Source organism: Streptomyces sp. NPDC057486 (assembly GCF_042802415.1).
Classification (GTDB): Bacteria; Actinomycetota; Actinomycetes; order Streptomycetales; family Streptomycetaceae; genus Streptomyces; species Streptomyces yanii.
The window spans coordinates 1-26,666 of record NZ_JBHVEE010000136.1; the positions used below are offsets into that span (position 1 = coordinate 1).

Here is a 26,666-nt window from a genome sequence, read left to right on the forward strand (position 1 = left end):
TCGGGGATGTTGCCGAGCTTTTTGATGTCGACGTGGACGAGTTCGCCGGGCCGGTCGCGTTCGTAGCGGCGTATGACGCGGCCGGTGGCACGGTCGAGGTGGGTCAGGCGGGCCAGGTGGTAGCGGGTCAGGACCCGGTGGACGGTTGCCGGGTTCAGGCCCAGGAGGTAGGCGATGCGGGCCGGTCCCCAGCGGCGCAGGACGCGGACCTTGATGATCCTGCGCTCGGTGCGGGTCGGGGTCCGGCGCGGGCTGTGGTGCGGGCGGCTGGAGCGGTCACTCATGCCCGCCTCGCCCAGCTCGCGGTAGCGGTCGGCCCACCGCTTGGCCGTGGTCGGCGAGACCTGGAAGCGTTCGGCGGCCCTGCGCAGGGGCCAGCCGTCCTCGACCACGCAGCGGGCCAGACGCAGCCGTCCGGTCTCGGTCAGGGGTGCATTACGGTGGGGCACGAGGGCCTTTCTGGTCGCCGGTGCAGATGTCGCAATCCACACCAGGCCAGAAGGCCCTCACCCATTTCAAGACCAATCAGCCGTGAACCCTGTCACCAACCTCCGTGGACAGAACACCTAGGCGTGCCGCTCTCCACCGGGGTTCACCGTGCCGGAGGCCGCACGGATGCTGCTGAGGGCTGCCGCAACCACCGCTTGTGGCGTGATGTCGAACTCCTGGTAGAGGCGCCGATAGTCGGCGGAGGCGCCGAAGTGCTCCAGACTGACGATGCGGCCCGCGTCGCCCACGATGTTGCGCCAGCCCTGACCGACGGCCGCCTCGACGCTCACCCGGGCGCGGACAGCGGGCGGCAGTACCGCGTTCTGATAGGCAACGGGCTGAGCACGGAACCATTCCCGGCACGGCATGGACACCACGCGTGCCTCGTACCCTTCGGCGGCCAGCAGATCACGCGCCTGCAGGGCGATGTGCACTTCCGAGCCGGTCGCGACGAGGACGACGTCGGGCCGCCCGTCGGCACGGTCCACGAGGACGTACGCGCCGCGGGCCGCTTCCTCGGCCGGGGCATGCGTGTCGGTGCCCCGTTCCAGGACGGGCAGCGGCTGCCGGGTGAGCACGAGACCGGCCGGCCTGTCCTGATGCTCGATGATGGTGCGCCAGCAGACAGTGGTCTCGTTCGCATCAGCCGGCCGTACGACGTCGAGGCCAGGGATCGCCCGTAGCGCGGCCAGGTGCTCGACGGGCTGGTGGGTGGGCCCGTCCTCGCCCAACCCGATGGAGTCGTGCGTCCAGACGTAGGTGACCGGGAGCCGCATGAGCGCTGCCAGACGGACAGCCGGACGCATGTAGTCGCTGAAGACGAGGAATGTGCCGCCGTAGGGACGTGTCAGACTCTGCAGCGCGATGCCGTTGAGGATTGCGGCCATGGCGTGCTCACGGATGCCGAAGTGCAACGTCCGCCCGTAGGCATTGCCCTTCCACTCGGCCGTCTGCTTGGCGACCGGGATGAAGGAGGGTTCCCCCTTCATCGTGGTGTTGTTGCTCCCCGCAAGATCGGCGGATCCACCCCACAGTTCGGGCAGGACGGGCGCCAGCGCCGTCAGCACCTCGCCGGATGCCTTGCGCGTGGCCATTCCGGCAGGGTCGGCGGGGAAAGTCGGCAACGTGCCGGCCCAGCCATCGGGCAGACGCCGGTCGCGCAACCGGTCGAGCAGCGCGGCCCGGTCAGGCTGGGCGGCGCGCCACTTCTCATACCCGCTCTCCCACTGGCGACGCGCAGCAGCGCCCCGCTCCCGCACCTTCCTGACGTGGGCCAGGACTTCGTCCTCCACGACGAAGCTCCGACCCGGGTCGAAGCCCAGCAAGGCCTTGGTGGCGGCGACTTCCTGGTCACCGAGTGCTGAGCCATGGGCCTTGCCGGTGTTCTGCTTCGTGGGGGCGGGCCAGCCGATGACCGTACGCAGCACGATCATGGACGGCCGCGAAGTGTCCTGCTTGGCGGCCGTGATCGCCGCAGCGAGGGCGTCGACGTCCTCGACGTAGGAGCCCGTGTGCGTGAAGTCGACAGTCTGCACCTGCCATCCGTACGCGGAGTAGCGCGCCGCGACATCCTCGCTGAACGAGATCTCTGTGTCGTCCTCGATCGAGATGTGGTTGGAGTCGTAGAGCACGACCAGGTTGCCCAGTTCCTGGTGACCGGCGAGCGAACTCGCCTCCGATGTGACTCCTTCCATGAGGTCGCCGTCCGAGGCGACGACGTACACGTGATGGTCGAATGGGCTCTCACCCGGCGGGGCGTCGGGATCCAGCAGCCCGCGCTCGCGCCGTGCCGCCAGTGCCATCCCCACCGCGGCGGCCAGCCCTTGTCCCAGGGGACCGGTGGTGACCTCCACACCCCGGCTGTGGCGGTATTCCGGATGCCCCGGCGTTGCGGAGCCCCAGGTGCGGAGCTGCTTGAGATCCTGCAGCTCCAGTCCGTACCCGCTGAGGTACAACTGGATGTACAGAGTGAGACTCGAGTGACCGCAGGAGAGCACGAATCGATCGCGTCCCAGCCATTGGTCATCGGCGGGGTCGTGGCGCATCACCTGCTGGAACAGCAGATAGGCCAGCGGGGCCAGGCTCATCGCGGTTCCCGGATGACCGTTTCCCACCTTCTGGACCGCGTCAGCGGCCAGAACGCGCACGGTGTCCACCGCCCGTACATCCAGCGGACCCCAGCCCACCCTGTCCGCGACCGGAAGTGCGAGCTTCGCATCACGACCCGCAATCATTCCGGTGGCTGCCTGTTGCTCGTCCATGGCATTGCCTTTCTGGTTGCTTCGACGACCTCTTCGGTGCCTCGATTTGCCCAGCGCCACAGCGCCGGCCTGCGTATCCGCGCGTACGGGTGGGGGAAGGCCCCGCTCGGTGCTTTCACCGGAGACGGTCGTCGAGCGGTGGGATTTCTGATGGCCCCGGACGAGAGGGAGGGGCAGCCGGCCTTCGACGCCGGTCGACCGATGCGCTGCGCCCGCAGGCTTGAATTCCGGTGAGCCTCGGCGGCGCCCAGGGCCGTCCGCGTGCCCCGGGCGGCAGGAGCCACTCGAGCCCTCGCCCTCTGGCGCGGACTGAAGCGTCCTCGCTGTGCTCGCCGGTACGGCCGCATGCGCTCACTGCTCCGAGCAGGGGCACCAGCAGTCCGATGCGCAGTCGTCGGCCCAGCATCGGGCTCCCATCGCCGCTCTGCCGTGACGCGTCATTATCAACAGGCGTCGCCGTGACTGAATGCCGCGACATGCCGTTGACGGAGGGCTCCCGACGGAAGGCCGGCGAACCGATGGGCTGGGCCGGCGAATCGCTCGGGCACCGGGGCGCCGGCCGACGGGAGGCTTGCGGGGAGGCAGTGTCATCGCGCGCCGTGGGCGCATCGGACCGGTGCTTTCCCGGCGCACGGTCTGCTGCAGCCACTGCCTTCCCTGCTCCTTCGGCCGGCGTGCACCCGCATGGCTCAGCACCGTTGGCGTCGCACTCCGGCAGGTAATAGGACAGGGATAACGGTGGCACGGAGGAGTGGACCGGAATGCAGATCGTTGTCGACCTCAATCGGTGCCAGGGTTACGCGCAATGTGTGTTTCTCGCCCCCCAGGTGTTCGAACTGCATGGCGAGGAGTCCTTGATGTTCAGGCCGAGCGTGCCCGACGATCAGCGTGAGCGCGTCCGACGCGCGGAGGCTGCCTGTCCGGTACAGGCCATCCTGGTCGGTGAGCCGGCCGGCCTCGGCGCCTCGTGATCGGCGATGGCCGGATCGTCGTCGTCGGCGCGTCGTTGGCCGGTCTGCGCGCCGCCGAGACGCTGCGCGAGGAAGGCTTCGCCGGATCCCTGACCCTGGTCGGGGAGGAGCCGCACCCCCCGTACGACAGACCACCGCTGTCCAAGCAGGTGCTGCTCGGGCGGGTGCACGCGCAGGACGTCGCGCTGCCGAGCCGCAATGCGGTGGACGCCCGGTGGAAGCTCGGCGCACGTGCCGTCGGGGTCGATCCGATCGAGAAGCGGGTGATCCTCGCCGACGGCGAACAGCTCGCCTACGACCGCCTGCTGATCGCCACCGGAACCCGGGCCCGACCCTGGCCGAACGCCGACGAAGCCCGCCTGGACGGCGTACTCACCCTGCGTACGAACGACGATGCGGCCCGCCTCGCCGAACGCCTCGCCGCCGGACCGCGCCGGGTGCTGGTGATCGGCGCCGGATTCATCGGTTCTGAGATCGCCTCCGCCTGCCGGGAGCTCGGTCTCGACGTAACGGTCGCCGAACGCGGACCTTCGCCCCTCGTCGGCGCGCTGGGCGGGACACTCGGCACCTATGCCGGGGCGCTGCAGCGCGCGCACGGCGTCGACCTGCGCTGCGGCGTGACCGTCACCGCGCTGAAGGGCCGCAACGGCCGGCTCACCGGCGCCGAATTCTCCGACGGCGGCCGGATCGACGCCGATGTCGCCGTGGTCGCGCTGGGCGCCGTCCGCAACACCGAATGGCTTGACGGATCAGGTCTGGCCGCCGGCCCCCGCGGCGTCGCATGCGACGCGGGGTGCCGAGCCTTCGACATGTACGGGATCGTCACCGACGATGTCTTCGTCGCTGGAGACGTGGCACGCTTTCCGCACCCGCTCTTCGAGTACCAGATGCTGTCCCTCGAACACTGGGGCAATGCGGTCGCGCAGGCCGAGGTGGCGGCCCACAACATGATCAGCCCGGGGCCGCGCAGGCGCCCCCACCTGACCGTGCCCGCCTTCTGGTCCAGCCAGTTCGGCCTGAACATCAAGTCCGTGGGCGTACCGACCTTCTCCGACCACGTGGTCATCGCCCAGGGCTCGCTGCGCGAGGGGCGCTTCGTCGCCGTCTACGGCTACCGGGGACGCGTCACCGCGGCGGTCAGCGTGAACCGCGCCAAGTGGCTGGAGCACTACCAGTACCTCATCGAGACGGCGGCTCCGTTTCCTCCCGCACCCGGTGCCGCCGACCGGCCCGGGTCGTTCGATCCCGTCCCCTCCGACGTGCCGTCCCCACAGTTGCTCTCGCACGGCCCGACTGTGGCTCTCACCGGTCATCTGCCGGACAGGCACCTGACTCTGGTACGGCACGAACCGTCCCCGACCGCCGCCCACTGTCGATGAGGAGCCCCACGCATGCCCCCGGACACCCTCTTTGAGCGCATCACCGATTACGCGAACCGCGCCGACCCGTATCCGCTCTACGCGGAGCTGCGCGAGAGCGGGGTGGTGCGGCAGGACAACGGCAGCTACCTGGTGGGCACCTACCATGAGATCGCCGCTCTGCTTCATGACCCACGGATCAGCTCGGACCTCCGTAACCGAAAGGAGCCGGACCCGGACGCGGCTCTGGCCAGGTCGGACGAGCTGCCGCCGTCCTTCATCGGTGTCGACGACCCCGAACACGACCGGCTCCGCCGCCTGGCCATGCGCCCCTTCGGCCCGCCGCACTCCCCGGGACGGATCGACGCCCTGCACGGCGACATCACCCGGATCGCCGAGGAACTGATCCACGCGTTCCACAACAAGGACCGGATCGACCTCGTGGACGATTTCGCCTACCCGCTCCCCGTCACCGTGATCTGCCGGCTCCTGGGCGTTCCCCGGGAGGACGTGCCCCGTGTCCGCACCTGGACGAACGCGATCATCGCCGGTTTCGACCCCACGCCCGGGGCGGACCCGGAGCAGCGTCGGCGGTCGGCTCAGGAGGCACGGATGGCGATGGCGCACTATCTGGGCGGACTCGCCGAAGAGCGACGCGGCCACCCGACCGGGGACATGCTCTCCTCCCTTGCCAATGACGAAGGACCCGAAGGGCGCCTCACACATCCGGAACTGATGGCCACAGCGGTACTGCTGCTCATCGCCGGTCACGAGACGACCGTCAACCTGATCACCAACGGCATGCTCACAGTGCTGCGCCACCCCGACATCCTGGAGCAGCTGCGCGCCGCGCCCGAACTCCTTCCGAGGGCGGTGGAGGAACTGCTGCGTTACGAGCCCCCCGTTCACTTTCTGCCACAGCGCTCACCGCTCACCGATATCGACGTCGCGGGCGTCACCGTCCCCAAGGGCGCACCCCTGATCCTCGTGCTGGCTTCCGGTAACCGGGACCCCCTGAGATTCCATGACCCCGACCGCTTCGACCCGATGCGCGAGGACAATCAGCACTTCGGCTTCGGCAGCGGCATTCACAACTGCTTCGGCGCCCCGCTCGCCCGTGTCGAGGCGCAGATCGCGCTCGACGCGCTCCTCCGCCACCTCGTGGACCCCCGTCTGGTCGAGGACCCGCCTCCGTACCGGCGCAGCCCGGTGCTGAGAGGTCCCCGCCATCTCCTGATCGAGCGCGCCGTGGGAGCGTAGGCCTGCGCTCGTGCCCGGCCGGCCACCGATGTGCGGACCCCCAAAGGTGCCCACCGCTTCGGCGGGCACCTTTCCGCGTGCTTCTGACGAAGTGCCGGGTCTCAGCCCTGCGTGGGCCGGGAGGTGCCGCGCAGCCCCAGCGACGCCAGGACGGCGCCCAGCAGGCAGAGGACGCCGGTGACGGCAGCGGCGGTGTGCAGACCGTTCATGAACGCCTGACTGCTGCCCTCCACCACAGCCGACTTCAACTGGTCGGACATGGAACCGGAAACCGGGGCGATGCCCATGGCCACCCCGTCCTTGGCATCTGCCAGCCCGCCCGCGACGGCCGAGGGAACCCCGGCGTCGGTCAGCTCGCCGACGAGCGTGGCGCCGACCCGGCTGCTGATGAGCGAGACCAGCACCGAGGTGCCCAGCGCGCCGCCGATCTGCAGAGCGGTGGCCTGGAGGCCGCCCGCCACGCCGCCTTCCTTGACGGGGGCCTGACCGACGACGGCGTCCGAGGAGGCGGACAGGACCGTGCCGACGCCCAGGCCGAGCGCGATGAACGGCGGCCACATCGTGGCGTACGACGAGTTGGTGTCCCAGGTCAGCATGGAGAAGGCCGCGACGGCCTGGAGCACCATGCCCAGCGGCATGGAGAGCCGGGAGCCGAAGCGGCCTGTCAGCGCTGCCCCCAGAGGGGACGCCACCAACGAGGCAAGGCTGAGAGGCAGCGTTCGCACTCCGGCCTCCACGGGCGAGAAGCCGCGCACGTTCTGGAGGTAGAGCATCACGAAGAAGATCACACCGAGCATCACGAAGAAGTTGAGCGCGGTGACGATCGTGCCGACGGTCAGCGCCCGGATGCGGAACAGGCGCATCGGAAGCAGCGGGTGCTCGACGCGGGTTTCGTACCAGCCGAAGCCCACCAGGATCAGCACGCCGACTGCGACGACGCCCAGGGTGCCGGCGGAGGTCCAGCCCCAGGTCTCGCCCTTGACAACGCCGAAGACCATGCACAGCAGGCCCAGTGCGAGAAGGATGACGCCGGGGACGTCGAAGCGATGGCCGGCGCCGGAGTTCTTGCTCTGCGGCAGCACGGCCGCGCTGACGAGGATCGCGATCACGCCGATGGGGGCGTTGACGTAGAAGACGGACTCCCAGCTGACGTTCTCGACCAGCAGACCGCCGACGATGGGACCGAGCGCTGTGGAGACGGCTGAGACCATGGCCCAAATGCCCACGGCCATCCCGAACTTACGCGGGGGAAAGACGGCGCGCAGCAGGCCCAGGGTGTTGGGCATCAGCAGACCCCCGAAGAAGCCCTGCGCCGCCCGGAAGACGATGACGCCGTCGATGGAGCCGGACAGACCGATGGCGACCGAGGCGAGAGTGAATCCGACGACACCCACCATGTAGTACGTGCGCCGGCCGAAGCGGTCGCCGAGCTTGCCGCCCAGGATCAGGGAAGCCGCCAGGGCCAGCAGGTAGGCGTTGGTGACCCACTGGAGGTCCGCGGTGGACGCCTCGAGCGCGCGGCCGATCTCCGGGTTGGCGATGGCGACCACGGAAGCGTCGAGCTGGACCATGAAGAGGCCGAAGGCGACTGCCAGGAGAGTGAGCCAGGGGCTGGAGCGACGCCCCCGCTCACTCACCGCCTGGGGCGGGGAGTGAGCGGGCTGGGAAGAGTGATCCATGGTGGTGGACGGCATGGAAGTGCCTTGTCTGTCGAGAGTGGTGCCGGAGCAGGGAAGGGGAGAACGCGCTGCGCTCCGGCCGCCGCGGGCGCCCGGAGCGTTCCGTCTCCGGGCAGGGGAAGGCTCCGCGGGCACAGGGACAGCCGTGCGCGCGGTGGGTCGCGTCCCGGGCGGGGGACTGCGGGATCTATTCGGGCGCGGGCGCGGGATGCAGGTGTCGTGCCAGCGAATTCAGCGCGCCCACTGCCGAACCCAGGGCGTCCATCTCACCGTCGGTGAGGGACTGCAGGGCGCGGGAGATGTGCTCACCCTCGAGACGCCGGACTTCGGCCAGCTCCCGTCGAGCCATCGACGTGGGATACAGATGCGCGATGCGCATGTCGCCGGCGTCCCGCCGGCGCTCCAGCAGCCCTTTCTCGGTGAGCTGGGAGACCAGGGCGCTGACGTTGTTCGGCCGCATCAGAAGGGCATCGGCAGCTTCGCGCACCGTGGCGCCCTCCTGCTGCGAGACGAACCGCAGCAGCGCGAGCTGACCCTCAGGTGGCTTGGGTGTCGGGAAATCCCGGGCGACCCGGCGATCGAGGGACCGATTCAGCGCAGGCAGGCACGCCGCGAGCGCGGAGGCTACGCGGTCGATGTCCTGAGCGGGCGTGCGGGAATCGGGCATGCGGCAATATTAGGTCTGGTGTCATAGGTATGTCAAAGGAGGTATCTGGTCCGACAGCTGAGTCGTTCCGTACGCGAAGAGGCGGTCACCGGAAGATCCGGTGACCGCCTCCGGCGAGTTGGCCGTCGTTACTCGCAGGTGCCCGCGAACGTCTCGCGCGTCACCACGTCCGTCGCTGCGGCCGTGGTGTCCAGCCAGGCGATTCGCTGTCCGTCACCGAGCGACGGGGCCAGCTGTGAGCCGGAGGAGCAGGAGACGCGGCTGAAGTTGTTCAGACCGGCCAGCACGTCGGAGGTCTTGGCGACCTTCACCTTGGTGGGACCGTCCCAGGAGCCGAGGGCGCCCCAGAGGCTGTACGTCGAGTACGCCAGGTAGTTGTCGTTCACGGAGAACTGGGCGACGTAGAGGCTCGACGGGTAGCGCAGGTTCGCCATCTGGTTCACGTCGTTGACCGGCGTCGAGCCCAGGGTGGTGCTCGGGATCAGGAAGCCGCTCGTCACGCGGTAGAAGACGCGGTCCGAGGTGAGCTGGATGTCCGAGATGTAGTTGAACAGGAAGCCGCCGATCCGCTTCTTCTGCGTGGTGCCGGTGGCGATGTCGTAGATGTGGAGGTACGTGCCGTCACCGCCGGCCCACGCGATGGTGCCGTTCTTCATGGCCAGGTGGGAGGCCTGGGTTCCGGCCTCGGGCGTCACGTTGACCGTCGTGCCGTCGGCCTTGCGGAGCATGACATCCTGCTCGCCGTCCGGCGTGGTGCTGATGTAGGCGAGGGCGCCGTTCTCGGTGACCGGCTCGGTCTCGTCGGCGTCCGGGGTGTCGACCAGCTTCTTGATCTCGCCCTGGCCCTTGTCGCCGGCCTGGTAGATGCCGACGCCGTCGGCGGTGATCCGGGTGAAGACGACGCGGTCGCTGTCGAGGGACGGGTCGAGCAGGTAGGCGTCCCGCTGGGCCAGCTCGTGCGCGGAGTCGCCGTTCGGCTTGCTGAACCGGCCAACCGTGATGCCGAAGGCGGCGCCGCCCTGGTCCCAGGCGATCGCGTCGCCGTGGCCGATGGCGTAGACGTCGCCGCTGATCTGCGCGGCCTGCTCGTCGACGCCGTTGTACACCTCGTACGCAGGCAGCACGTCGGCGCCGATGGTGGTGCCGTCATGGGTGCCGGCCTTCTGCTCCCATCCCTCCTCGATGCCGTGGCCGTCGAAGGCCCGGCCGATGGTGTCGAGGTCGGCGGCGGAGACCTTCAGGGACTTCGCGGCCAGGGTGACCGCATTGCGCATGTCGGTGTAGCCGGACAGCGGGGTGAGGTAGTTCTGGCTCGCCCGGTAAATGATCCGGTCGGCGAGGTTCGCGTCGATGTTCTTGCGGATGTCCCACAGCGCGCCACCCACGATGGTGGAGTTGTAGTGCACACCGCCGTTGTCGACGTCGAGCGTGATGGGCATGTAGTCCTTCTGCGCGTTGCGGCCGTCGTTGAGGTCGCGCAGCGCACACTCCTCCAGCGGCTTGGTGCCGTTGCAGAGGTACTCGCCGATGAGGCCGGACGTCGGGTCGCTCATCGCGATGCCCTTGTCGGCGGTTTCCATGGCGTTGCCGAAGTAGTCGGAGATCGCCTCGTTGAGCGCGCCCGACTGGTTCAGGTAGACGAGGCCGGCGGTGTGCTCGGTGACACCGTGGGTCATCTCGTGCCCGACCACGTCCAGGCCGACGGACAGCGGCACGCCGTTCATGTGGCCGTAGACCATCTTGGAGCCGTCCCAGAAGGCGTTGGCGTAGTCCTTGCCGTTGCTCGCCACGTTGACGACGGAGTAAATCGTGCCGCCCTTGCCGTCGACGCCGTCACGGCCGAGCTTGTCCTTGAGATATTCGTAGACCTTCGAGGCATTCAGGTGCGCGTCGACGGCGCCGGACGACGTGTTGGCGGCGTCGAACCGGTCGCTCGCGGAGGTCGCCAAGGGAACGTCCTCGGTGACCGGGCCGCCCGCCACGAGCGTGTAGCTCTTGCGCTGGGCGTCGTAGGTCCGTATCTGGCCGCCGGTCCGCGCGTACATGTCCCGGGTGGAGTCGACGAGCGTGTACGACCCGCCCGTCTCCTTGTTGATGTCCAGCTCCGCCTCGGAGCCGTCCATGCGCACGCCCGTGCCCTTGGCCGGCGTGGCGTCCGCGGCGTCGATGTTGTTGTAAGAGAGGGCGATGCCGCCGATGTTCGCGTCGACGTACACCTCCTGGCGCACCGGGCTGCCGTCGGCCGTGCCGCCCGTGACGGTGAAGTGCCAGGCAAGTTTGCCGCCTCGGGCGTCCGGCAGGACGATCAGGCCGTGGCCCTCGGTCCTGGCGCCCTTGACCCGCGACAGATTCCGGTCGAGGGAGAACACCCGCTTCTCGGCGGCGGCCTCGGACACGCTCGGCGTGGTGGAGACCGACAGGTCCGTGTACAGGGTGCCCGTGGTGGAGGTGACGCTCTGACCGCCGTCGGCCGCCTCGGTCTGCACGGCGTATTCGGCACCGAAGACCGGCACCCCGTTGTGCTTCTGCTGGAAGCGGACGGACGACTGCTTGCCGTCCTTGCTGGTGCTCAGGGTCTGGAGGTCCGTGACCGGAACCTTGTAGGTGCCCTCGTGGGCCTTCAGGTGCGCCCGTGCGGCTTGGGCCGGAGTGCCCTCACGGACGGTGTCGTCGAGACGCTGAGTCATGGCAGGCGCGACGGGCACCCGGTCGCCGGTCACGGTGGTGGCCGGCGGTGCTTCCTCGTCGGCCCAGGCCGGTGACGTGAGCAGCGTCGAGCCGGTGGCCGCGACGACCACTGCGGCGGCCAGGACATGGCGGAGCCCTCTTTGACGTGTCGGGAACACGTGAATCCTCCCCTATCGCGCTGATGGGTGAAATCGCTCAATTGCGTGAGGTGCGGGAGCCCCACGCGGCGGTGCCTAGATGTTTGGGCACGGTCGGTGGCGCGTACAAGAGATGTCTCTGGCGTGAACACGCCGCGGCGTAAATACGCCTCACATGGCTTTGTTTTCACTCCGGTTGGGAGGGATTTGCGAGTCCGTCTCGTCCAGCCAGCCGCTGCTTGCCGCATGCCAGCCGAGCTGGAAACGTGTGGCTGCCCCCACCTTGACCATGAGGGACTGCAAGCGGCGCTGGACGGTACGGTGCCCCATGCCGAGCTGACGGGCGATGGCCGCGTCGGTCAGTCCCACGTACAACAGGGAGACGATCTGGCGGTCCACGGCGTCGAGTTCGGGTCCGTCGGTGTGCCCGGCTCCGGGATCCGTGTCGGCGGGAAGCAGGCGCCAGCCCCTCGCGAAATACGCTTCGAAGAGCGAACTGAGCGCGGTGAGCAGTCCGGTACCGTGCACGACCAGTGCGACCGGGTCGGTGCCCTCGTGGCCGGGGGCGAGCGGCAGCAGGGCGATCCGCCGGTCGACGATGATCAGCTTGATGGGCAGTTTGTCGACGACGGAGATGTACTGGCCCTGGGCTGCATAGGTGGCTATGGTCGCCGCTGTTTTGGGGCGTTCGAGCCAGTTGCGATCGATGACGCCCCGGATGGCGATCCCGCGCCGCATCAGTATGTGCTCGATCTCGTCGTGGTTGTCCTCGAAGGTGATCACCGCGTGGTAATCGTGCAGCGGAATCATGCTGCATACCTCGATGGTGGCCTGATCCTGCATCAGCAGGAGCCTGCGCCGGATCGCAGCCGCCCCCGACAGCACCTCGATGGGCGCTCCCGAGGCATGGGCCTGGGCGGAACGGTGACGTTCGGCAAGGGTTGTCACGAGCGACTCGACGCGGTGCAAGGCCGCCCGCCGGGATTCCAGCAGCGGCCCGAGAGAGAGCACGGGGGAGGAGGCACGGTACCGGAGGACGGCGTCGCCGACGGGTTGGGTGCTGGCGAGACCCCGTTCCACCAGGACGTCGAGGGCGCGCGCGACCTCCTCGACACACCCGGTCGACTCGCCGGCGAGCGCGGCGGGTTCACTGTCGGGCCGGTCGACGAGGAGCCGGTACACGGCGTCCTCCAACGGCTCCAGACCGAGGAACGTGAGCAGGGAGGCCTCTGCCGCATCCGGCGCGACGGGGGTGCCGTCCGACGGGCGAGGGCCGTCGGCGCTCAGTGCCGTCCTTCGACGCAGTGGCGCCGGGAGACACCGGACGCCCGCAACGGACACACGCAGCGACACCGAAGTGCCCCGGTCCCTGCCGCACCTTCGGCCACTGACCCCGCCCCCTTGTCGTCCTACCGCCGCCGCCCGGTGATCACACTATCCGGCTGACTCCGTGCGCGATACGAGGCCATTCGGAGCGGTCGGCTGCGGGCCGGTGGTGCAGGACAGCACCACGTGCCGCGGGCCGGCCGTGTCGGTGTACGCAGAACCTGCCGAGCCAGGGCGATGGCGTGGGCAGGGGCCGTCGTGCGCCGCGGACTCGTCGCGATCAGCCACGGGGCAGCACCTGAGCCGAAGCCGGATACGGACAACCGTGACCCTGCCGCGGAAGCTTCGGAAGCCGACCGAGGGAAGGGCCGAAGAGGTCAGCTCGGGCGAGCGGCGTGCAGGCCGGAGCGCGCCCTGGGGGCTGATGGAGGATGCTGCTGGAGACGGAAGGCGGTCGACGAGGTGACCGGCCGAGCGATCGCCCGCATTGCCTTCCGGGTGATTCCTGCCGCGGACGGGTGTCGGAAACCACAGCCGCCGAGCCGGGCTCACAGGCTGTTCGACCAGGATGAGTCGGCTCTCAACGGAGGCCGGGCCGATCCCGTCAGAAAGGAAATTTCCATGGATGAGCAGGGTGAGCGCTTCGACGTCGTCGTACTCGGAGCGGGCCCAGGCGGATATGTCGCCGCCATTCGCGCTGCCCAGCTGGGCAAGCGCGTCGCCGTCATCGAGGCCAAATACTGGGGCGGCGTCTGTCTGAACGTCGGTTGCATCCCCACCAAGGCCCTGCTGCGCAACGCCGAACTGGCGCACATCGTCACGCGCGAGGCGAAGACCTTCGGTATCAAGGTCGAAGGGAAGGTGTCCTTCGACTACGGCGAGGCGTTCCGGCGCAGTCGTCGTGTCGCGGACGGCCGGGTCAAGGGCGTCCACTACCTGATGAAGAAGAACGGGATCACGGAGATCAGCGGCCGTGGCACGTTTGTGGACTCGCACACGCTCGACGTGGCCCAATTCGACGGCTCGACCCGGACGATCACCTTCGACCACTGCATCATCGCCGCCGGAGCGACTCCGAAGCTGCTGCCCGGGACCCGCCGCACCTCTCGCGTGGTGACGTACGAAGAGCAGATCCTTGCCGAGGACCTGCCGCAGTCCATCCTGATCGCGGGCGCCGGCGCCATCGGCGTCGAATTCGCGTATGTCCTGCACAACTACGGCGTGAAGGTCACCGTCGTTGAGTTCCTGGACCGGATGGCGCCGCTGGAGGACGCGGAGGTCTCTGCGGAACTGGCGCGGCAGTACAGGAAGTTGGGCATCGACGTGCTCACCTCCACGCGTGTCGATTCGATCGACGAGTCCGGCCCGCAGGTCCGCGTCACGGTCACCGGCAAGGACGGCGCGCAGCAGGTTCTGGAGGCCGACAAGGTTCTGCAGGCGATCGGCTTCACACCGAACGTCACCGACTACGGTCTGGAGAGCACGGGCGTACGCATCACCGAGCGCGGCGCGATCGATGTCGACGGCCGCTGCCGCACATCCGTTCCCCACATCTACGCGATCGGCGACGTCACCGCGAAGCTGATGCTCGCGCACGCCGCCGAGGCGATGGGTGTGGTGGCGGCCGAGACCATCGCGGGAGCCGAAACCATGGAGCTCGACTACCCGATGATCCCGCGCGCCACCTACTGCCAGCCGCAGATTGCGAGCTTCGGCTGGACCGAGGCGCAAGCACGCGAGAAGGGCTTCGACGTCAAGGTGGCCAAGTTCCCCTTCACCGCGAACGGCAAGGCGCACGGCCTGGGCGACACGACGGGCTTCGTGAAGCTGATCAGCGACGCGAAGTACGGCGAGATCATCGGCGGCCACCTCGTCGGCCCGGACGTCACCGAACTGCTGCCCGAGCTCACCTTGGCCCAGCAGTGGGATCTGACGGTCCATGAGGTGGCTCGCAATGTCCACGCCCACCCGACACTCGGTGAGGCGGTCAAGGAGGCCGTACACGGGCTCGCCGGCCACATGATCAACATGTGACCGTGCGCCTCACGGTGCCCCCGGACTCCGCCTGCCCCGGCCCCGGGGGGCCGGGGCAGACCATGAAGCCGCCCCTGACACACCTGGCTCCCGCAGCGTTCGATGCGGTGGAACGTATGACGGCATCTGGCGCACATGGCGCGAAGCACCGCTGCCGGCCGGGCGGAGATACAGCCCGCGTCCGGGCAGCAGCAGAGCCCCACCTCATGGGCTTTGCGCCTTGTCTCGGTTGATGTCGATGAACTGCTGAGCAGAGAGGAGGAGGTCTGTCCGCCCCGGATACCGGACCTGCCTCGGGTCCGACGGTGGCCGATACGAACTAGGCAACCGTCAGCGAGCGCGGCGGCCGCGCCACGAGTCGGGAGTGGTGCCGTAGATCGTCACGCCCGTCATTCGGACCGACCGACCGGCGGATCGGTCCATGACCCGTGCAGGTGGAGATCGCGGGGGTGAGGCGAAGGGGTGGGCATGGCCCAGCGCCCGGCGACGCGCGTCGCGAGGGCGAAATCATTTGACGGTTGGAGCACCTGGGCGATTTCTTTGCCGGATGGTCAAGATGCATGCCGATGAGACGGACACCGATGCAGACCTCGTCAGGAGGCTGGTCAGTGGGCGGTTTCCGCAGTGGGCGGATCTGCCGGTCGAGCGGCTCGCCTCCGGGGGTACCGTCAATGCGGTCTATCGGCTCGGTGACGCGCTGTCCGTCCGGCTTCCCCTCAGGGAGGGAGGCGCCGAGGATCTGGAGCGGGAGCAACGGTGGCTGCCCACGCTCGCGCCCGCGCTGCCCGTCACTGTTCCGACCGTGGTCGCCACGGGAGAACCCGCCGAGGGATATCCGTGGGCCTGGTCGGTACACCGGTGGATCGAAGGTGAGAACCCGGTCGAGGACCACCTCGTCGAGCCCGAGCTCCTGGCATGCGATCTGGCCGAGTTCATCAGGGCCATGCGGAACACCCACGTCGAAGGCGGTCCCAGCGCCTACCGCGGGGGTCCTCTGGCGACCGTCGATGCCGGGACGCGCGCCGCGATCGAGGAACTGCGCCACTGCGACGAACTCTTCGACGCCGACGCTGCCGTGGCCGCCTGGCAGGACGCGCTCGCCGCGCCGTCATGGAGTGCAGCACCCCGGTGGGTGCATTCCGACCTCATGCCGAGCAATCTGCTCGTCGCCCGAGGCAGGCTCACCGCGGTAATTGATTTCGCCACTGTCGGGGTGGGTGACCCCGCCTGCGATCTGATCCCCGCGTGGAACCTGCTGCCGTCCTCGGCCAGGGACGTGTTCCGGGACGCCGTGGACGTCGACGACGCCACGTGGATGCGCGGCCGCGGTTGGGCCCTGTCCATGGCCGTCATCCAACTCCCGTACTACCGCAATACAAACCCGATCATTTCCGCCAACGCCCGTCATGTCATTCGTGAGGTCCTCGCTTCCGAGCGCCCTGACCGTCAAGGGCCGGCCAATCATTGACCGGGCGGTGCGCACGCACTGGGGCTCATCACGGCACGTCGGGCGAAGCGCCCTGACCTGTGGTCTCTCACCGGTCCGCCGTCCTCGCAACGTGTGGAACGTCCGTCCCCAGGCATCCACGCGCGGCGCCCGCCTCGTACGCGTCCCGGCCGGCAGATTCCAGTGTCCAGGTCCGGCCGGACGCGCCGTCTCCTTGTCCGCGACCCGATGCGCGGTCTTCACAATCGCAGCCGAGCGCAGGTCGGAGAAGGATGTCGAGGCCGAGACCGAGGCCGAGGCCGTTGCTGTGGTCCGGGTTGTTCCAGCCGTCCGGGACTGCCACGTGCCCTGCGCCCACCGGCAGGTCGACGTCGCAACCGAGCGGCCGGCCGAAGACCTCCGTTGCCGGCCCCCCGGGCTCACCAGGAGCACGCGGTCGGCGGGGGGTGTCCCGCCGCTCCGCGCCGATCACGTTGAGTGAACTGCACCGCACTCCGCGACCACAACCGGGTAACGCGGAGTCGTAAAACGCACCCGGGCCAGTGGCCAACGCCGCCCGGCGGTCGCGGCGGCGCTGGAGTGGCTGCGCGGGCCGTCGCGGGCGGCTGTGGCCTCAGGAGGGTGGGTTCTGGAGGGTAGACGTGATCCGGAGCAGGTGGACCTCCGACACGCAAAGGGGCCCGAGCTGTGGCAGCTCGGGCCCCTTCGGGGTGCGCGGCGGGGATCAGGCGGCCACGGCCTCGCTCGCGTGGCCACGCAGCCGGGCGACGACCTCGGTCAGCTGTGCGGCGACCTCGGCGTCGTCGACGGGGTGCGTCTCGGCGAAACGCGTCACCGAGCCCGGGATGGAGAGCTTGACGTCCTCGATCACGTTGCCGCCGGCGATGCCCACGGCCTTGCGGGCCTCGTCCTGCGCCCACACGCCGCCGTACTGGCCGAAGGCGGTGCCGACCACGGCGACGGGCTTGCCGCCGAAGGCGCCGGCGCCGTACGGGCGCGACAGCCAGTCGATGGCGTTCTTCAGGACGGCCGGGATGGTGCCGTTGTACTCGGGGGAGAAGAGCAGGAACGCGTCGGCGTTCTGTGCGACCGCGCGCAGCTTGGCCGCGGCGGCCGGGACGCTGCCCTCGATGTCGATGTCCTCGTTGTAGAAGGGGATGTCGGCGAGCCCCTCGAACAGCTCGACCTCGGCGCCCTGGGGAGCGAGCTTGACGGCCGCCTCGGCGAGCTGGCGGTTGTGCGAACCGGCGCGAAGGCTGCCGACGAGCGCAAGGATACGAACAGACATAGGAACTCCAAGGTCTGAAACATTACGGTCAGGATCCGGACCGAGGTCCGTTTAGATTCCTACCAGACTAACCGGACCGTGGTCCAGTTCCTTCCCGATGCTTTACGCTGTCTTCATGTCCAGCGCCCTGCCGCCCTTCCCGAAGCACCAGGAGCCCGTAGACCAGCCGCAATTGCTCGAAGTCGGCTCCGGTGCGGACGAACCGTGCCTGCGCGCCGACGCCGCGCGCAACCGCGCCCGGCTGTTGGAGGCGGCCGGCCGGCTGGTCGCGGAACATGGTGCGGCCGGGGTCACGATGGAAGCGGTGGCCGAGGCGGCATCTGTGGGCAAGGGGACCGTCTTCCGCCGCTTCGGTGACCGCACCGGCCTGCTGATGGCGCTGCTGGACCACTCCGCGAAGAAACTGCAGGCCGATTTCCTCGGCGGGCCGCCGCCGCTTGGCCCTGGGGCGCCGCCCGTCGAGCGGCTGCGGGCGTTCGGCGTGGCGGCCATGCGCCAGTCGGTCGAGCAACTGGACCTACAACTGGCAGCGCAACCGGAAGCGGCCCGTCGGCTCGCTCATCCCTCGCTGCGGGCGCTCGTCACGCACGTCACGATTCTGCTGCGGCAGATTGTGCCGGATGCCGACTGCGACCTGCTCGCCCAGGCGCTGATGGGATATCTCGACCCTGCCTTGATCCACCATCTGACGAAGCAGTGCGGGATGCCCCTGGAGCGGCTGGAAGCCGGCTGGATCGACCTGGTCTCCCGCGCCACCTGTACCGAGCCGCCCCGCTGAGTCCTCCGGCTCAGCGGTTGGGCGGCTGAACTCAGTCGTGGCAGTGGCGGCGTCCGGATCCTGAGCGGAAACGATGGTGAGGCGTGTCCACGCCGTCTGTCACCACGACAGGAAGGCGACCAAGTCGTGGGCCCAGGACGGAACTCGGTCCCCGAGGTGTCCTTCATGGCGGTCGGTCTGGGGGAAGGGCGTGTTTCCTCGAAGGCCCGAGGCGCCGATTTCACCCGAGTCGGGAAGGTCCTTGCAGACGGTGTGCATGCCGGAACCCTTGCCTGCGCTCCTTCAGGACGGTGCCTGCCGGTCCTGATCAGTGCTCAGCCAAAGTCGGATGAGGTCGCGGCGGCGCTCCGGCTCGGGGTAGACGGGTTTTGACACAAGCTGTCGGGCCCGTCCCCGGAGCTTCGGCTGTGCCACCAGGGCCGGTACCGCACCTCTGCCGGGCCGGGGCGGGTGCGCACGACCTCGTTGTGCACCCGCGACCGACCTGACGATGCGGCTGATCCCTCCGGACTTCGCCAGGACGTCAGCGGGCGACGAGCAGGGCAACGCCGAAGACGCAGGTCACCATGCCGATGCAGGCTGTGGCGGCCAAGAGGCAGCGCGTTCTCAGAAATCGGTAGCGGGTGGCGTACTCGATGACGAGTTCGGCCGACCGAGCGGAGACCCGGGCGTCGATCGCCCGCGAAGTGGCCGTCCAGTCGGCAGCGAAAGCGCGTTCGATGTCGGCCCGCTGGGCAGCCGTCAGCCAGGGAAGCCGCTCCGCGAACCGGGTGGCCCGGCGGCGCGCCTCCTCGTCCTCCGCACTCGACAGAAGGTAGTCGTCGAGCCCGGCGAGCGGGCCGTCGTCCTCCATGTCAGCCCCGATGAACACGCTGTCCTCCGGCACGTGTCCTCACTCCCGTTCGTCCCCCGGCGCCGCCGCCGCCGCCGCCGACGCGGCCGGATGTCTTTCGATCTCCTCGATGGAGCTGATCTCCGGGTGATGGAGGTCGAATGCCGGTGATTCGGAGCGGATCCGCGGCAATGCGAGGAAGTTGTGCCGCGGGGGCGGGCAGGAGGTCGCCCACTCCAGCGAACGGCCGTAGCCCCACGGGTCGTCGACCTCGACCGGCTTGCCGTACTTGGCGGTCTTCCACACGTTGTAGAGGAACGGCAGCATCGACAGTCCGAGCAGGAACGAGGAGATCGTCGAGACCGTGTTCAGCGCGGTGAACCCGTCGGCGGCGAGGTAGTCCGCGTAACGACGCGGCATGCCCTCGGCACCGAGCCAGTGCTGCACCAGGAACGTGCCGTGGAACCCCACGAACAGCGTCCAGAACGTGATCTTGCCGAGTCGCTCGTCCAGCATCTTGCCGGTGAACTTCGGCCACCAGAAGTGGAATCCGGCGAACATCGCGAAGACCACGGTGCCGAACACCACGTAGTGGAAGTGCGCGACGACGAAGTACGAGTCCGAGACGTGGAAGTCCAACGGCGGCGAGGCCAGGATGACGCCGGTCAGGCCACCGAAGAGGAACGTCACCAGAAAACCGATGGACCAGAGCATCGGAGTCTCGAAGGAAATCGAAGCGCCCCACATCGTGCCGATCCAGTTGAAGAACTTCACCCCGGTCGGCACGGCGATCAGGAACGTCATGAACGAGAAGAACGGCAACAGCACGCCGCCGGTGACGTACATGTGGTGCGCCCACACGGTGATCGACAGGCCGGCGATGGCGATGGTCGCGGAGATCAGACCGACATATCCGAAAATCGGTTTGCGGCTGAATACGGGAATGATTTCGGAAACGATGCCGAAGAACGGCAGCGCGATGATGTACACCTCTGGATGGCCGAAGAACCAGAAGAGGTGTTGCCAGAGCAGCGCGCCGCCATTGGCCGCGTCGAACACGTGCGCACCGAACTTGCGGTCCGCCTCCAGCGCGAAGAGCGCGGCGGCGAGCACCGGGAAGGCCAGCAGGACCAGCACACCGGTCAGCAGGACGTTCCACACGAAGATCGGCATCCGGAACATCGTCATGCCGGGTGCGCGCATGCAGATGATCGTGGTGATGAAGTTGACCGAACCGAGGATCGTGCCGAAGCCGGAGAAGGCCAGACCCATGATCCACATGTCGGCGCCGACACCCGGCGAACGGACGGCGTCCGAGAGCGGGGAGTAGGCGAACCAGCCGAAGTCGGCCGCACCCTGCGGGGTGAGGAAGCCGGCCACCGCGATGATCGAGCCGAAGAGGTACAGCCAGTACGCGAACATGTTCAGCCGCGGGAACGCCACGTCGGGCGCGCCGATCTGCAGCGGCATGATCCAGTTCGCGAACCCGGCGAACAGCGGCGTCGCGAACATCAGCAGCATGATCGTGCCGTGCATCGTGAACGCCTGGTTGAACTGCTCGTTCGACATGATCTGCGTACCGGGGCGGGCCAGCTCGGCGCGCATGAAGAGCGCGAGCAGACCACCGATGCAGAAGAACACGAACGACGTGACCAGGTACATCGTGCCGATCGTCTTGTGGTCAGTGGTGGTCAACCACTTGACGACGACGTTTCCCGGCTGCTTCAGCCGGACCGGCAGCTCGTCCTCGTACGAGTCGTCTGCTGCCGCGGCACCCTGAGATTCGTTGAGGATGCTCACAGTTTGTTCGTCTCCGCATTCCTGGCCGGGTTCGTCTGCTCGATACCGGCCGGCACGTAGCCCGTCTGGCCCTTCTTGGCCAGCTCCTTGAGGTGCGCCTGGTAGCGCTCCGGGGAGACGACCTTGACGTTGAAGAGCATCCGGGAGTGGTCGACGCCGCAGAGCTCGGCGCACTTGCCCAAGAAGGTGCCCTCCTGGTTGGGAGTCACCTCGAAGGAGTTGGTGTGGCCCGGAATGACGTCCTGCTTCATGAGGAACGGCACCACCCAGAAGGAGTGGATGACGTCACGCGAAGTCAGAACGAAGCGGACCTTCTCGCCCTTCGGCAGCCACAGGGTCGGACCCGGGTTGCCGGTCTGCGGGTTCCGGGTGCCCGGGATGCCGACGTCGTAGACGCCTTCCGCACCCTCGGGGAAGTCCTTCCGGAACCGGTCGGGGATGGCGTCGAGCTCCTTGGGGATCTCTCTGCCCGTGGCGGTCGAGCCGTCCACGTTCTCGATGTAGTTGAAGCCCCAGCTCCACTGGAAGCCGACCACGTTGATGGTGTGGGCGGGCTTCGGGGAGAGCGAGAGGAGCTTCGATTCATCGCGCGCGGTGAAGTAGAACAACACCGAGACGATGATGAGAGGGACCACGGTGTACAGCGCCTCGATGGGCATGTTGTACCGGGTCTGCGGAGGTACCTCGACCTTGGTGCGGCTGCGCCGGTGGAAGATGACACTCCACAGGATCAGGCCCCAGACCAGCACACCCGTGGCGAGCGCTGCCGCCCACGAGCCCTGCCAGAGGGAAAGGATCCGTGGTGCCTCTTCCGTTACCGGCGTGGGCATACCAAGGCGGGGAAAGTCCTTGTATGTGCAACCGGTGGCGGTCGCCAGGATCAGGCCCGCAGTCAGCACCTGCGGCAGCTTCCGCCGCATCGGGCGCCGCGACGAGCGGTCGGAGCCGTTGGGACTCACGTAGCGCCTTCCCGAGAGTCTCGCCCGCGCGTTCGGCGCGGCCGTCTGTCTGGTCGGTCGCCGCCCTGACGCGGGCAGGGGTTTGGATGTTTATGCGGACCAAACCCTACTGGACGCTATTTGGGGTCGCGCGGGGAGGGTGCCCAACGCGCCGCCCGACACCCCGAAGGGGTGGAATCCGGGCCTCCGGCCGTCATCTGACGGGCCCTCTCCTGACTGCGTGAGCGGCCCGTCCCGAGGCGGCGGCGGGTGCGAGCTAGCGTGGACATGTGCCCTACTTCGATGCCGCATCCTCCGCACCCCTGCACCCCGTGGCCCGCCAGGCGCTGCTGGCCGCACTGGACGAGGGCTGGTCCGACCCGGCCCGCCTCTACCGGGAGGGGCGGCGTGCCCGGCTGCTGCTGGACGCGGCCCGGGAGGCGGCCGCGGAGGCGGTGGGGTGCCGCCCGGACGAGCTGACCTTCACCTCGTCGGGAACCCGGGCGGTGCACTCAGGAATTTCCGGGGCCCTCGCCGGGCGTCGGCGTGTCGGCCGCCATCTGGTGCTCTCGGCGGTCGAACATTCGTCGGTGCTCCACTCGGCCGCCGCCCATGAGGCTCAGGGCGGGACGTTCGCCGAGGTGCCGGTGGACCGGGCGGGGACGGTGAGCGCGGCGGCGTACGGGGAGGCCCTGCGCGAGGACACCGCACTGGCCTGCCTGCAGTCCGCCAACCACGAGGTCGGTACGGAGCAGCCGGTGGCCGAGGTCGCAGAGGCCTGCCGGGCGGCGGGCGTGCCGCTGCTGGTGGACGCCGCCCAGTCGCTGGGCTGGGGTCCGGTGCCGGGCGGCTGGTCGCTGCTGGCGGCCAGTGCCCACAAGTGGGGCGGGCCCTCGGGGGTGGGGCTGCTCGCCGTACGCAAGGGGGTCCGGTTCGCACCCCAAGGCGCGGCGGACGAACGGGAGTCGGGTCGGGCCGCCGGCTTCGAGAACATCCCGGCCGTCGTGGCGGCGGCGGCGTCGTTGCGGGCCGTCCGGGCCGAGGCGGCGGTGGAGTCCGTACGGCTGCGGGCGCTGGTGGACCGGATTCGAGCCACGGTGGGCTCGGTCGTGCCGGATGTGGAGGTGGTCGGCGATCCGGTGCGGCGGCTGCCGCACCTGGTGACCTTCTCCTGTCTCTATGTCGACGGGGAGACACTCCTCCATGAACTGGATCGGGAGGGTTTTTCTGTCTCGTCCGGTTCGTCCTGCACGAGCAGCACGCTCACACCGAGCCATGTACTGAAGGCGATGGGAGTGCTGTCGGAGGGCAACGTCCGGGTGTCCCTGCCGGCCGGCACCACGGAGGAGGACGTCGACCGCTTCCTCGGGGTGCTGCCGGGGGTGGTGGCGGGGGTACGGGAGCGGCTGGGTGCGCCCGTCCCGCCCGCCCCCTCCCCCGCGACGACCGCGTCCCTGGTGGTCGATGCGCTGGGGAGACGCTGCCCGATCCCGGTGATCGAGCTCGCCAAGGTGATCGGGGAGGTACCGGTGGGCGGGACGGTGACCGTGCTCTCGGACGACGGGGCCGCACGGCTGGACATCCCGGCGTGGTGCGAGATGCGGGGGCAGGAGTACGTGGGTGAGGAGCCGGCGGACCGGGGCTCCGCCTATGTGGTCCGCCGGCTGTCGTAGCGTTCCCGGATCAGCGCAGGTGGGTGCGGACCTCGGCGGCGGCGTCGTGACCGTACGCCTTGGTGAAGCGGTCCATGAAGTGGGTGCGGCGCAGGGTGTACTCCTGGGTGCCGACCGTCTCGATGACCAGCGTGGCGAGCATGCAGCCGACCTGCGCGGCGCGCTCCAGGCTGACGCCCCAGGCGAGGCCGGAGAGGAAACCGGCGCGGAAGGCGTCACCGACGCCGGTCGGGTCCGCCTTCGTCTCCTCCTCCGGGCAGCCGACCTCGATGGTCTCCTGGCCGGCCTGCTCGATCCGGACGCCACGGGCCCCGAGCGTGGTGACGCGATGGCCGACCCTGCCGAGGATCTCCTCGTCGGTCCAGCCGGTCTTGGACTCGATGAGCCCCTTCTCGTACTCGTTGGAGAAGAGGTACGTGGCGCCGTCGAGGAGGATCCGGATCTCGTCGCCGTCCATCCGCGCGATCTGCTGCGAGAAGTCGGCGGCGAACGCGATGCCCCGGGAACGGCACTCCTCGGTGTGGCGGAGCATCGCCTCCGGGTCGTCGGCACCGATCGAGACGAGGTCGAGACCGCCGACACGGTCGGCGACCGCCTTCAGCTCGATCAGCCGGGCCTCGCTCATCGCGCCCGTGTAGAAGGAGCCGATCTGGTTGTGGTCGGCGTCCGTCGTGCAGACGAAACGGGCGGTGTGCAGAACCTCGGAGATCCGCACCGAGCCGGTGTCGACGCCGTGCCGGTCGAGCCAGGCGCGGTACTCGTCGAAGTCGGAGCCCGCGGCGCCGACCAGGATCGGATCGGTACCGAGCATGCCCATGCCGAAGCAGATGTTGGCGGCGACACCGCCCCGGCGCACATCGAGGTTGTCGACCAGGAAGGAGAGCGAGACCGTGTGCAGCTGATCGGCGACCAGCTGGTCGGCGAAACGGCCGGGGAAGGTCATGAGGTGATCGGTGGCGATGGAGCCGGTGACTGCGATACGCACGGGGAGACTGCTCCTGCGGAGGTCGGGGGGAACGGGTGACTGCGTTCCCGGGACGGCGTGACAGTTCACGCTACCCGTTCGCCGCACTCGCCCTGAAGGGGGAAAAACTACCCGATAGTAGGTCTTTTATCCTGAGGTCTGCGGTGCCTACGGTGCGGATATGCCGAACAACATCACCCCGAGCGAGTCCGAGATCAGCCTGGCCGAGCTGCGCGGTGACTGCGCACGGATGGCTCCGCACTGGGTCGTACCCGCCAAGGCCGCGCCCACCCCTGTCGCGCCGTCCCTGATTCATGGCGTCACCGTTCCGGACGCGTCCGCACGGCTGATCGACGCGATGTCCGAATACGGCGACTGACGGCATACGGCGACTGACAGCCACAACCGCTCGCTTCCGGCACCCTCGGGGAACCGGGTGCCCTCCTGCTCCGTCCCACCGTTGTCCGCACTCGCGGGACAGGCGATGACCGTGCGACGGTCATGGTGACGGCAACGCAGCCGAAGGAGCGATCCGGTGAGCACCGAGCGACCCGACAACGACGTGACTGCCCCCCGACGGCGGCGGTCGCCGCTGGCTGTGGCCTCGGTGGCGGCAGCGGTGCTGCTCGCCGGGGGCGGCAGTGCGTACTGGGCTGCCGCGGACGGCGGCAGCGGCAGCCGGGCGGGCAGCAGTGACCGCCCGCCTCCCCTGCTTGCGCTCGACGAGGGCGCGTCGAGCCCGACGGCACCCCCGGAGGGTATCGCCCCGGGCGAGCCCGACCCCAGCGGCGACGGCGTGGTCTACCGCGCGTCCGGCAAGCTGCCCGACGGCCCGGCCAAGGCCGCCGTCCACCGGGCGAAGGGCACCGTCTCCGCCGCCGAGGTGACCCGGCTGGCGAAGGTTCTGGGCCTGGAGGGCACTCCGCGGACCGAGGGCACGGCATGGAAGGTGGGGTCCGACGGGGACGGCTCGGGTCCGGTCCTGCGGGTGAACAAGCAGGCGCCGGGCACCTGGTCCTTCGCACGCTTCGGCTCCGGCGGAACCGACAACTGCCGGAGCACGACGGTGTGTGCGAACAAGGATGTGGCACCGGGCGGCACGGGATCGCCGGTGAGCGAGAACGCCGCCAAGGCCGCCGCCGTGCCGGTGCTGAAGGCGGCGGGCCAGGACGATGCCGTCCTCGACGCGTCCCAGCTCATGGGCTCGGTACGGGTGGTGAACGCGAATCCGGTGGTGGGCGGGCTGCCCACGTACGGCTGGGCAACCGGGATCCAGGTGGGATCCGACGGTCAGGTGGTCGGCGGCAGCGGTCAGTTGAAGAGCCTGGAAAAAGGTGCGGAGTACCCGGTGATCAGCGCGGACGATGCGCTGAAGCAGCTGAACAAGGCCGGCCGCGCGAACGCCTCACGGAGCCACATCGGCGGGTGCGCCACCCCCGTACCACTGGAGAAGGGCGAACCGAAGTCGCCGGCTGTCAGCTGCGGGACACGGACCGGAGCGGAGCGTGGGACGACGACCGTGACGGTCGACAAGGCGGTCTTCGGCCTTGCGATGCGGTACGTGGACGGGGAGCAGACACTCGTACCGTCATGGCTCTTCTCGGTGCGTCCGGCGGCGGGCGGGACGGGCGACACGGTGGCGCAGGTCGCAGTGGACCCGGACTCGCTGGCGAAGCCTTCTTCGAAGCACCCGGGGTCGGATTCGGGCGCGGGGGACGCGTCACGGTCCACGCACCAGCTGACCTCGTACACCGCGGACGGCCGGACGCTGAAGGTGACGTTCTGGGGCGGTGTGTGCAGTACGTACGCGGCGAGCGCGACCGAGACCGGGGACGCGGTGCGGGTGACGATCACCGAGTCGACCCCGGACCCGAAGAAGGTCTGCATCATGATCGCCAAGGAGCTGACGCGGACGGTGACGCTGGACGCCCCGCTGGGTGACCGGAAGGTGCTCGACGCGGCGGGCGGCACGGTGCCGCGCGGCTAGGGCGTGTGTCGGAAGTCCCGCCGTCCGCCCGAAGGGTGGGCCCGGCGGCGTCCGGTGCGTGCGATCGCGAGGCGGAGGGTCGTCCTCGT

The 26,666-nt window shown here is 68.9% G+C and carries 20 protein-coding genes; 9 read left to right on the forward strand and 11 right to left on the reverse strand.

Going from position 1 to position 26,666, the window contains the following annotated elements:
* On the reverse strand, nt 1–449 hold a 449-nt coding region (locus ACFU6I_RS39125; RefSeq protein WP_384376338.1), incomplete at its 3' end, for a helix-turn-helix domain-containing protein.
* A gap of 117 nt (nt 450–566) precedes the next feature.
* Entirely contained in the window at nt 567–2,750 is a 2,184-nt protein-coding gene (gene tkt / locus ACFU6I_RS39130; protein ID WP_384376341.1) for a transketolase, read from the reverse strand.
* 761 nt (nt 2,751–3,511) lie between these two features.
* Here tkt and ACFU6I_RS39135 point away from each other — a divergent pair.
* Genes ACFU6I_RS39135 through ACFU6I_RS39145 form a run of 3 tightly spaced genes read left to right on the forward strand, consistent with a single transcriptional unit; the run spans nt 3,512 to nt 6,339 of the window.
* Nucleotides 3,512–3,721, forward strand: coding sequence for a ferredoxin (locus ACFU6I_RS39135; RefSeq protein WP_345520321.1), 210 nt, complete (start codon nt 3,512–3,514; stop codon nt 3,719–3,721).
* Nucleotides 3,718–5,100, forward strand: coding sequence for an NAD(P)/FAD-dependent oxidoreductase (locus ACFU6I_RS39140; protein ID WP_384376344.1), 1,383 nt, complete (start codon nt 3,718–3,720; stop codon nt 5,098–5,100). The genes ACFU6I_RS39135 and ACFU6I_RS39140 overlap by 4 nt, the downstream gene beginning before the upstream one ends.
* Nucleotides 5,101–5,112: 12 nt before the next feature.
* Entirely contained in the window at nt 5,113–6,339 is a 1,227-nt protein-coding gene (locus ACFU6I_RS39145; RefSeq protein WP_384376346.1) for a cytochrome P450, read from the forward strand.
* A 101-nt stretch (nt 6,340–6,440) separates the two neighbouring features.
* Here ACFU6I_RS39145 and ACFU6I_RS39150 read toward each other — a convergent pair whose 3' ends face one another.
* The 4 genes from ACFU6I_RS39150 to ACFU6I_RS39165 form a co-directional block, all read right to left on the reverse strand.
* Nucleotides 6,441–8,033, reverse strand: a complete 1,593-nt coding sequence (locus tag ACFU6I_RS39150; RefSeq protein ID WP_384376349.1) for a DHA2 family efflux MFS transporter permease subunit — start codon at nt 8,031–8,033, stop codon at nt 6,441–6,443.
* Between the two features lie 172 nt (nt 8,034–8,205).
* Nucleotides 8,206–8,685 (reverse strand): MarR family winged helix-turn-helix transcriptional regulator, encoded by a 480-nt coding sequence (locus ACFU6I_RS39155; protein WP_384376352.1) that lies wholly within the window; start codon nt 8,683–8,685, stop codon nt 8,206–8,208.
* Nucleotides 8,686–8,813: 128 nt separating this feature from the next.
* Complete coding sequence (locus ACFU6I_RS39160) at nt 8,814–11,531, reverse strand: M4 family metallopeptidase (RefSeq protein ID WP_384376355.1); 2,718 nt, start codon at nt 11,529–11,531, stop codon at nt 8,814–8,816.
* A gap of 150 nt (nt 11,532–11,681) precedes the next feature.
* Complete coding sequence (locus ACFU6I_RS39165; RefSeq protein ID WP_384376358.1) at nt 11,682–12,863, reverse strand: hypothetical protein; 1,182 nt, start codon at nt 12,861–12,863, stop codon at nt 11,682–11,684.
* Between the two features lie 594 nt (nt 12,864–13,457).
* On the opposite strand from ACFU6I_RS39165, the gene lpdA reads away from it, so the two are divergent.
* A complete protein-coding gene (gene lpdA, locus ACFU6I_RS39170) occupies nt 13,458–14,870 on the forward strand; it encodes a dihydrolipoyl dehydrogenase (protein ID WP_384376361.1) in 1,413 nt (470 codons plus the stop codon).
* Nucleotides 14,871–15,426: 556 nt separating this feature from the next.
* Complete coding sequence (locus tag ACFU6I_RS39175) at nt 15,427–16,338, forward strand: aminoglycoside phosphotransferase family protein (protein WP_384376389.1); 912 nt, start codon at nt 15,427–15,429, stop codon at nt 16,336–16,338.
* Between the two features lie 703 nt (nt 16,339–17,041).
* Here ACFU6I_RS39175 and ACFU6I_RS39180 read toward each other — a convergent pair.
* Nucleotides 17,042–17,605: an NADPH-dependent FMN reductase gene (locus tag ACFU6I_RS39180; RefSeq protein WP_384376364.1), complete on the reverse strand. Its 564-nt coding sequence runs from the start codon at nt 17,603–17,605 to the stop codon at nt 17,042–17,044.
* Nucleotides 17,606–17,702: 97 nt separating this feature from the next.
* On the opposite strand from ACFU6I_RS39180, the gene ACFU6I_RS39185 reads away from it, so the two are divergent.
* On the forward strand, nt 17,703–18,383 hold the full coding sequence (locus ACFU6I_RS39185; RefSeq protein WP_384376367.1) for a TetR/AcrR family transcriptional regulator: 681 nt from the start codon (nt 17,703–17,705) through the stop codon (nt 18,381–18,383).
* A gap of 523 nt (nt 18,384–18,906) precedes the next feature.
* Here ACFU6I_RS39185 and ACFU6I_RS39190 read toward each other — a convergent pair.
* From ACFU6I_RS39190 to coxB, 3 genes are read right to left on the reverse strand one after another with little or no spacing between them, the layout of a single operon-like run.
* Nucleotides 18,907–19,269 carry a hypothetical protein gene (locus ACFU6I_RS39190; RefSeq protein WP_384376370.1) on the reverse strand — a complete coding sequence of 121 codons (363 nt, stop codon included), beginning with the start codon at nt 19,267–19,269 and terminating at the stop codon, nt 18,907–18,909.
* 6 nt (nt 19,270–19,275) lie between these two features.
* The gene (ctaD, locus tag ACFU6I_RS39195; RefSeq protein WP_384376373.1) at nt 19,276–21,015 is read right to left on the reverse strand and encodes a cytochrome c oxidase subunit I; all 1,740 of its coding nucleotides are present in this window, start codon (nt 21,013–21,015) and stop codon (nt 19,276–19,278) included.
* The gene (gene coxB / locus ACFU6I_RS39200) at nt 21,012–21,974 is read right to left on the reverse strand and encodes a cytochrome c oxidase subunit II (protein WP_384376376.1); all 963 of its coding nucleotides are present in this window, start codon (nt 21,972–21,974) and stop codon (nt 21,012–21,014) included. Before coxB ends, ctaD begins: the two co-directional genes overlap by 4 nt.
* Before the next feature lie 269 nt (nt 21,975–22,243).
* On the opposite strand from coxB, the gene ACFU6I_RS39205 reads away from it, so the two are divergent.
* Nucleotides 22,244–23,626, forward strand: coding sequence for a cysteine desulfurase/sulfurtransferase TusA family protein (locus tag ACFU6I_RS39205; protein WP_384376379.1), 1,383 nt, complete (start codon nt 22,244–22,246; stop codon nt 23,624–23,626).
* Between the two features lie 10 nt (nt 23,627–23,636).
* Here ACFU6I_RS39205 and ACFU6I_RS39210 read toward each other — a convergent pair whose 3' ends face one another.
* Nucleotides 23,637–24,611, reverse strand: coding sequence for a carbohydrate kinase family protein (locus tag ACFU6I_RS39210; RefSeq protein WP_384376381.1), 975 nt, complete (start codon nt 24,609–24,611; stop codon nt 23,637–23,639).
* 160 nt (nt 24,612–24,771) lie between these two features.
* Here ACFU6I_RS39210 and ACFU6I_RS39215 point away from each other — a divergent pair, with 160 nt between their 5' ends.
* Both ACFU6I_RS39215 and ACFU6I_RS39220 read left to right on the forward strand, forming a co-directional pair.
* Nucleotides 24,772–24,969, forward strand: coding sequence for a hypothetical protein (locus ACFU6I_RS39215; RefSeq protein ID WP_384376383.1), 198 nt, complete (start codon nt 24,772–24,774; stop codon nt 24,967–24,969).
* 156 nt (nt 24,970–25,125) lie between these two features.
* Nucleotides 25,126–26,577 (forward strand): hypothetical protein, encoded by a 1,452-nt coding sequence (locus ACFU6I_RS39220; protein WP_384376386.1) that lies wholly within the window; start codon nt 25,126–25,128, stop codon nt 26,575–26,577.
* The last annotated feature ends 89 nt before the right edge of the window (nt 26,578–26,666 follow it).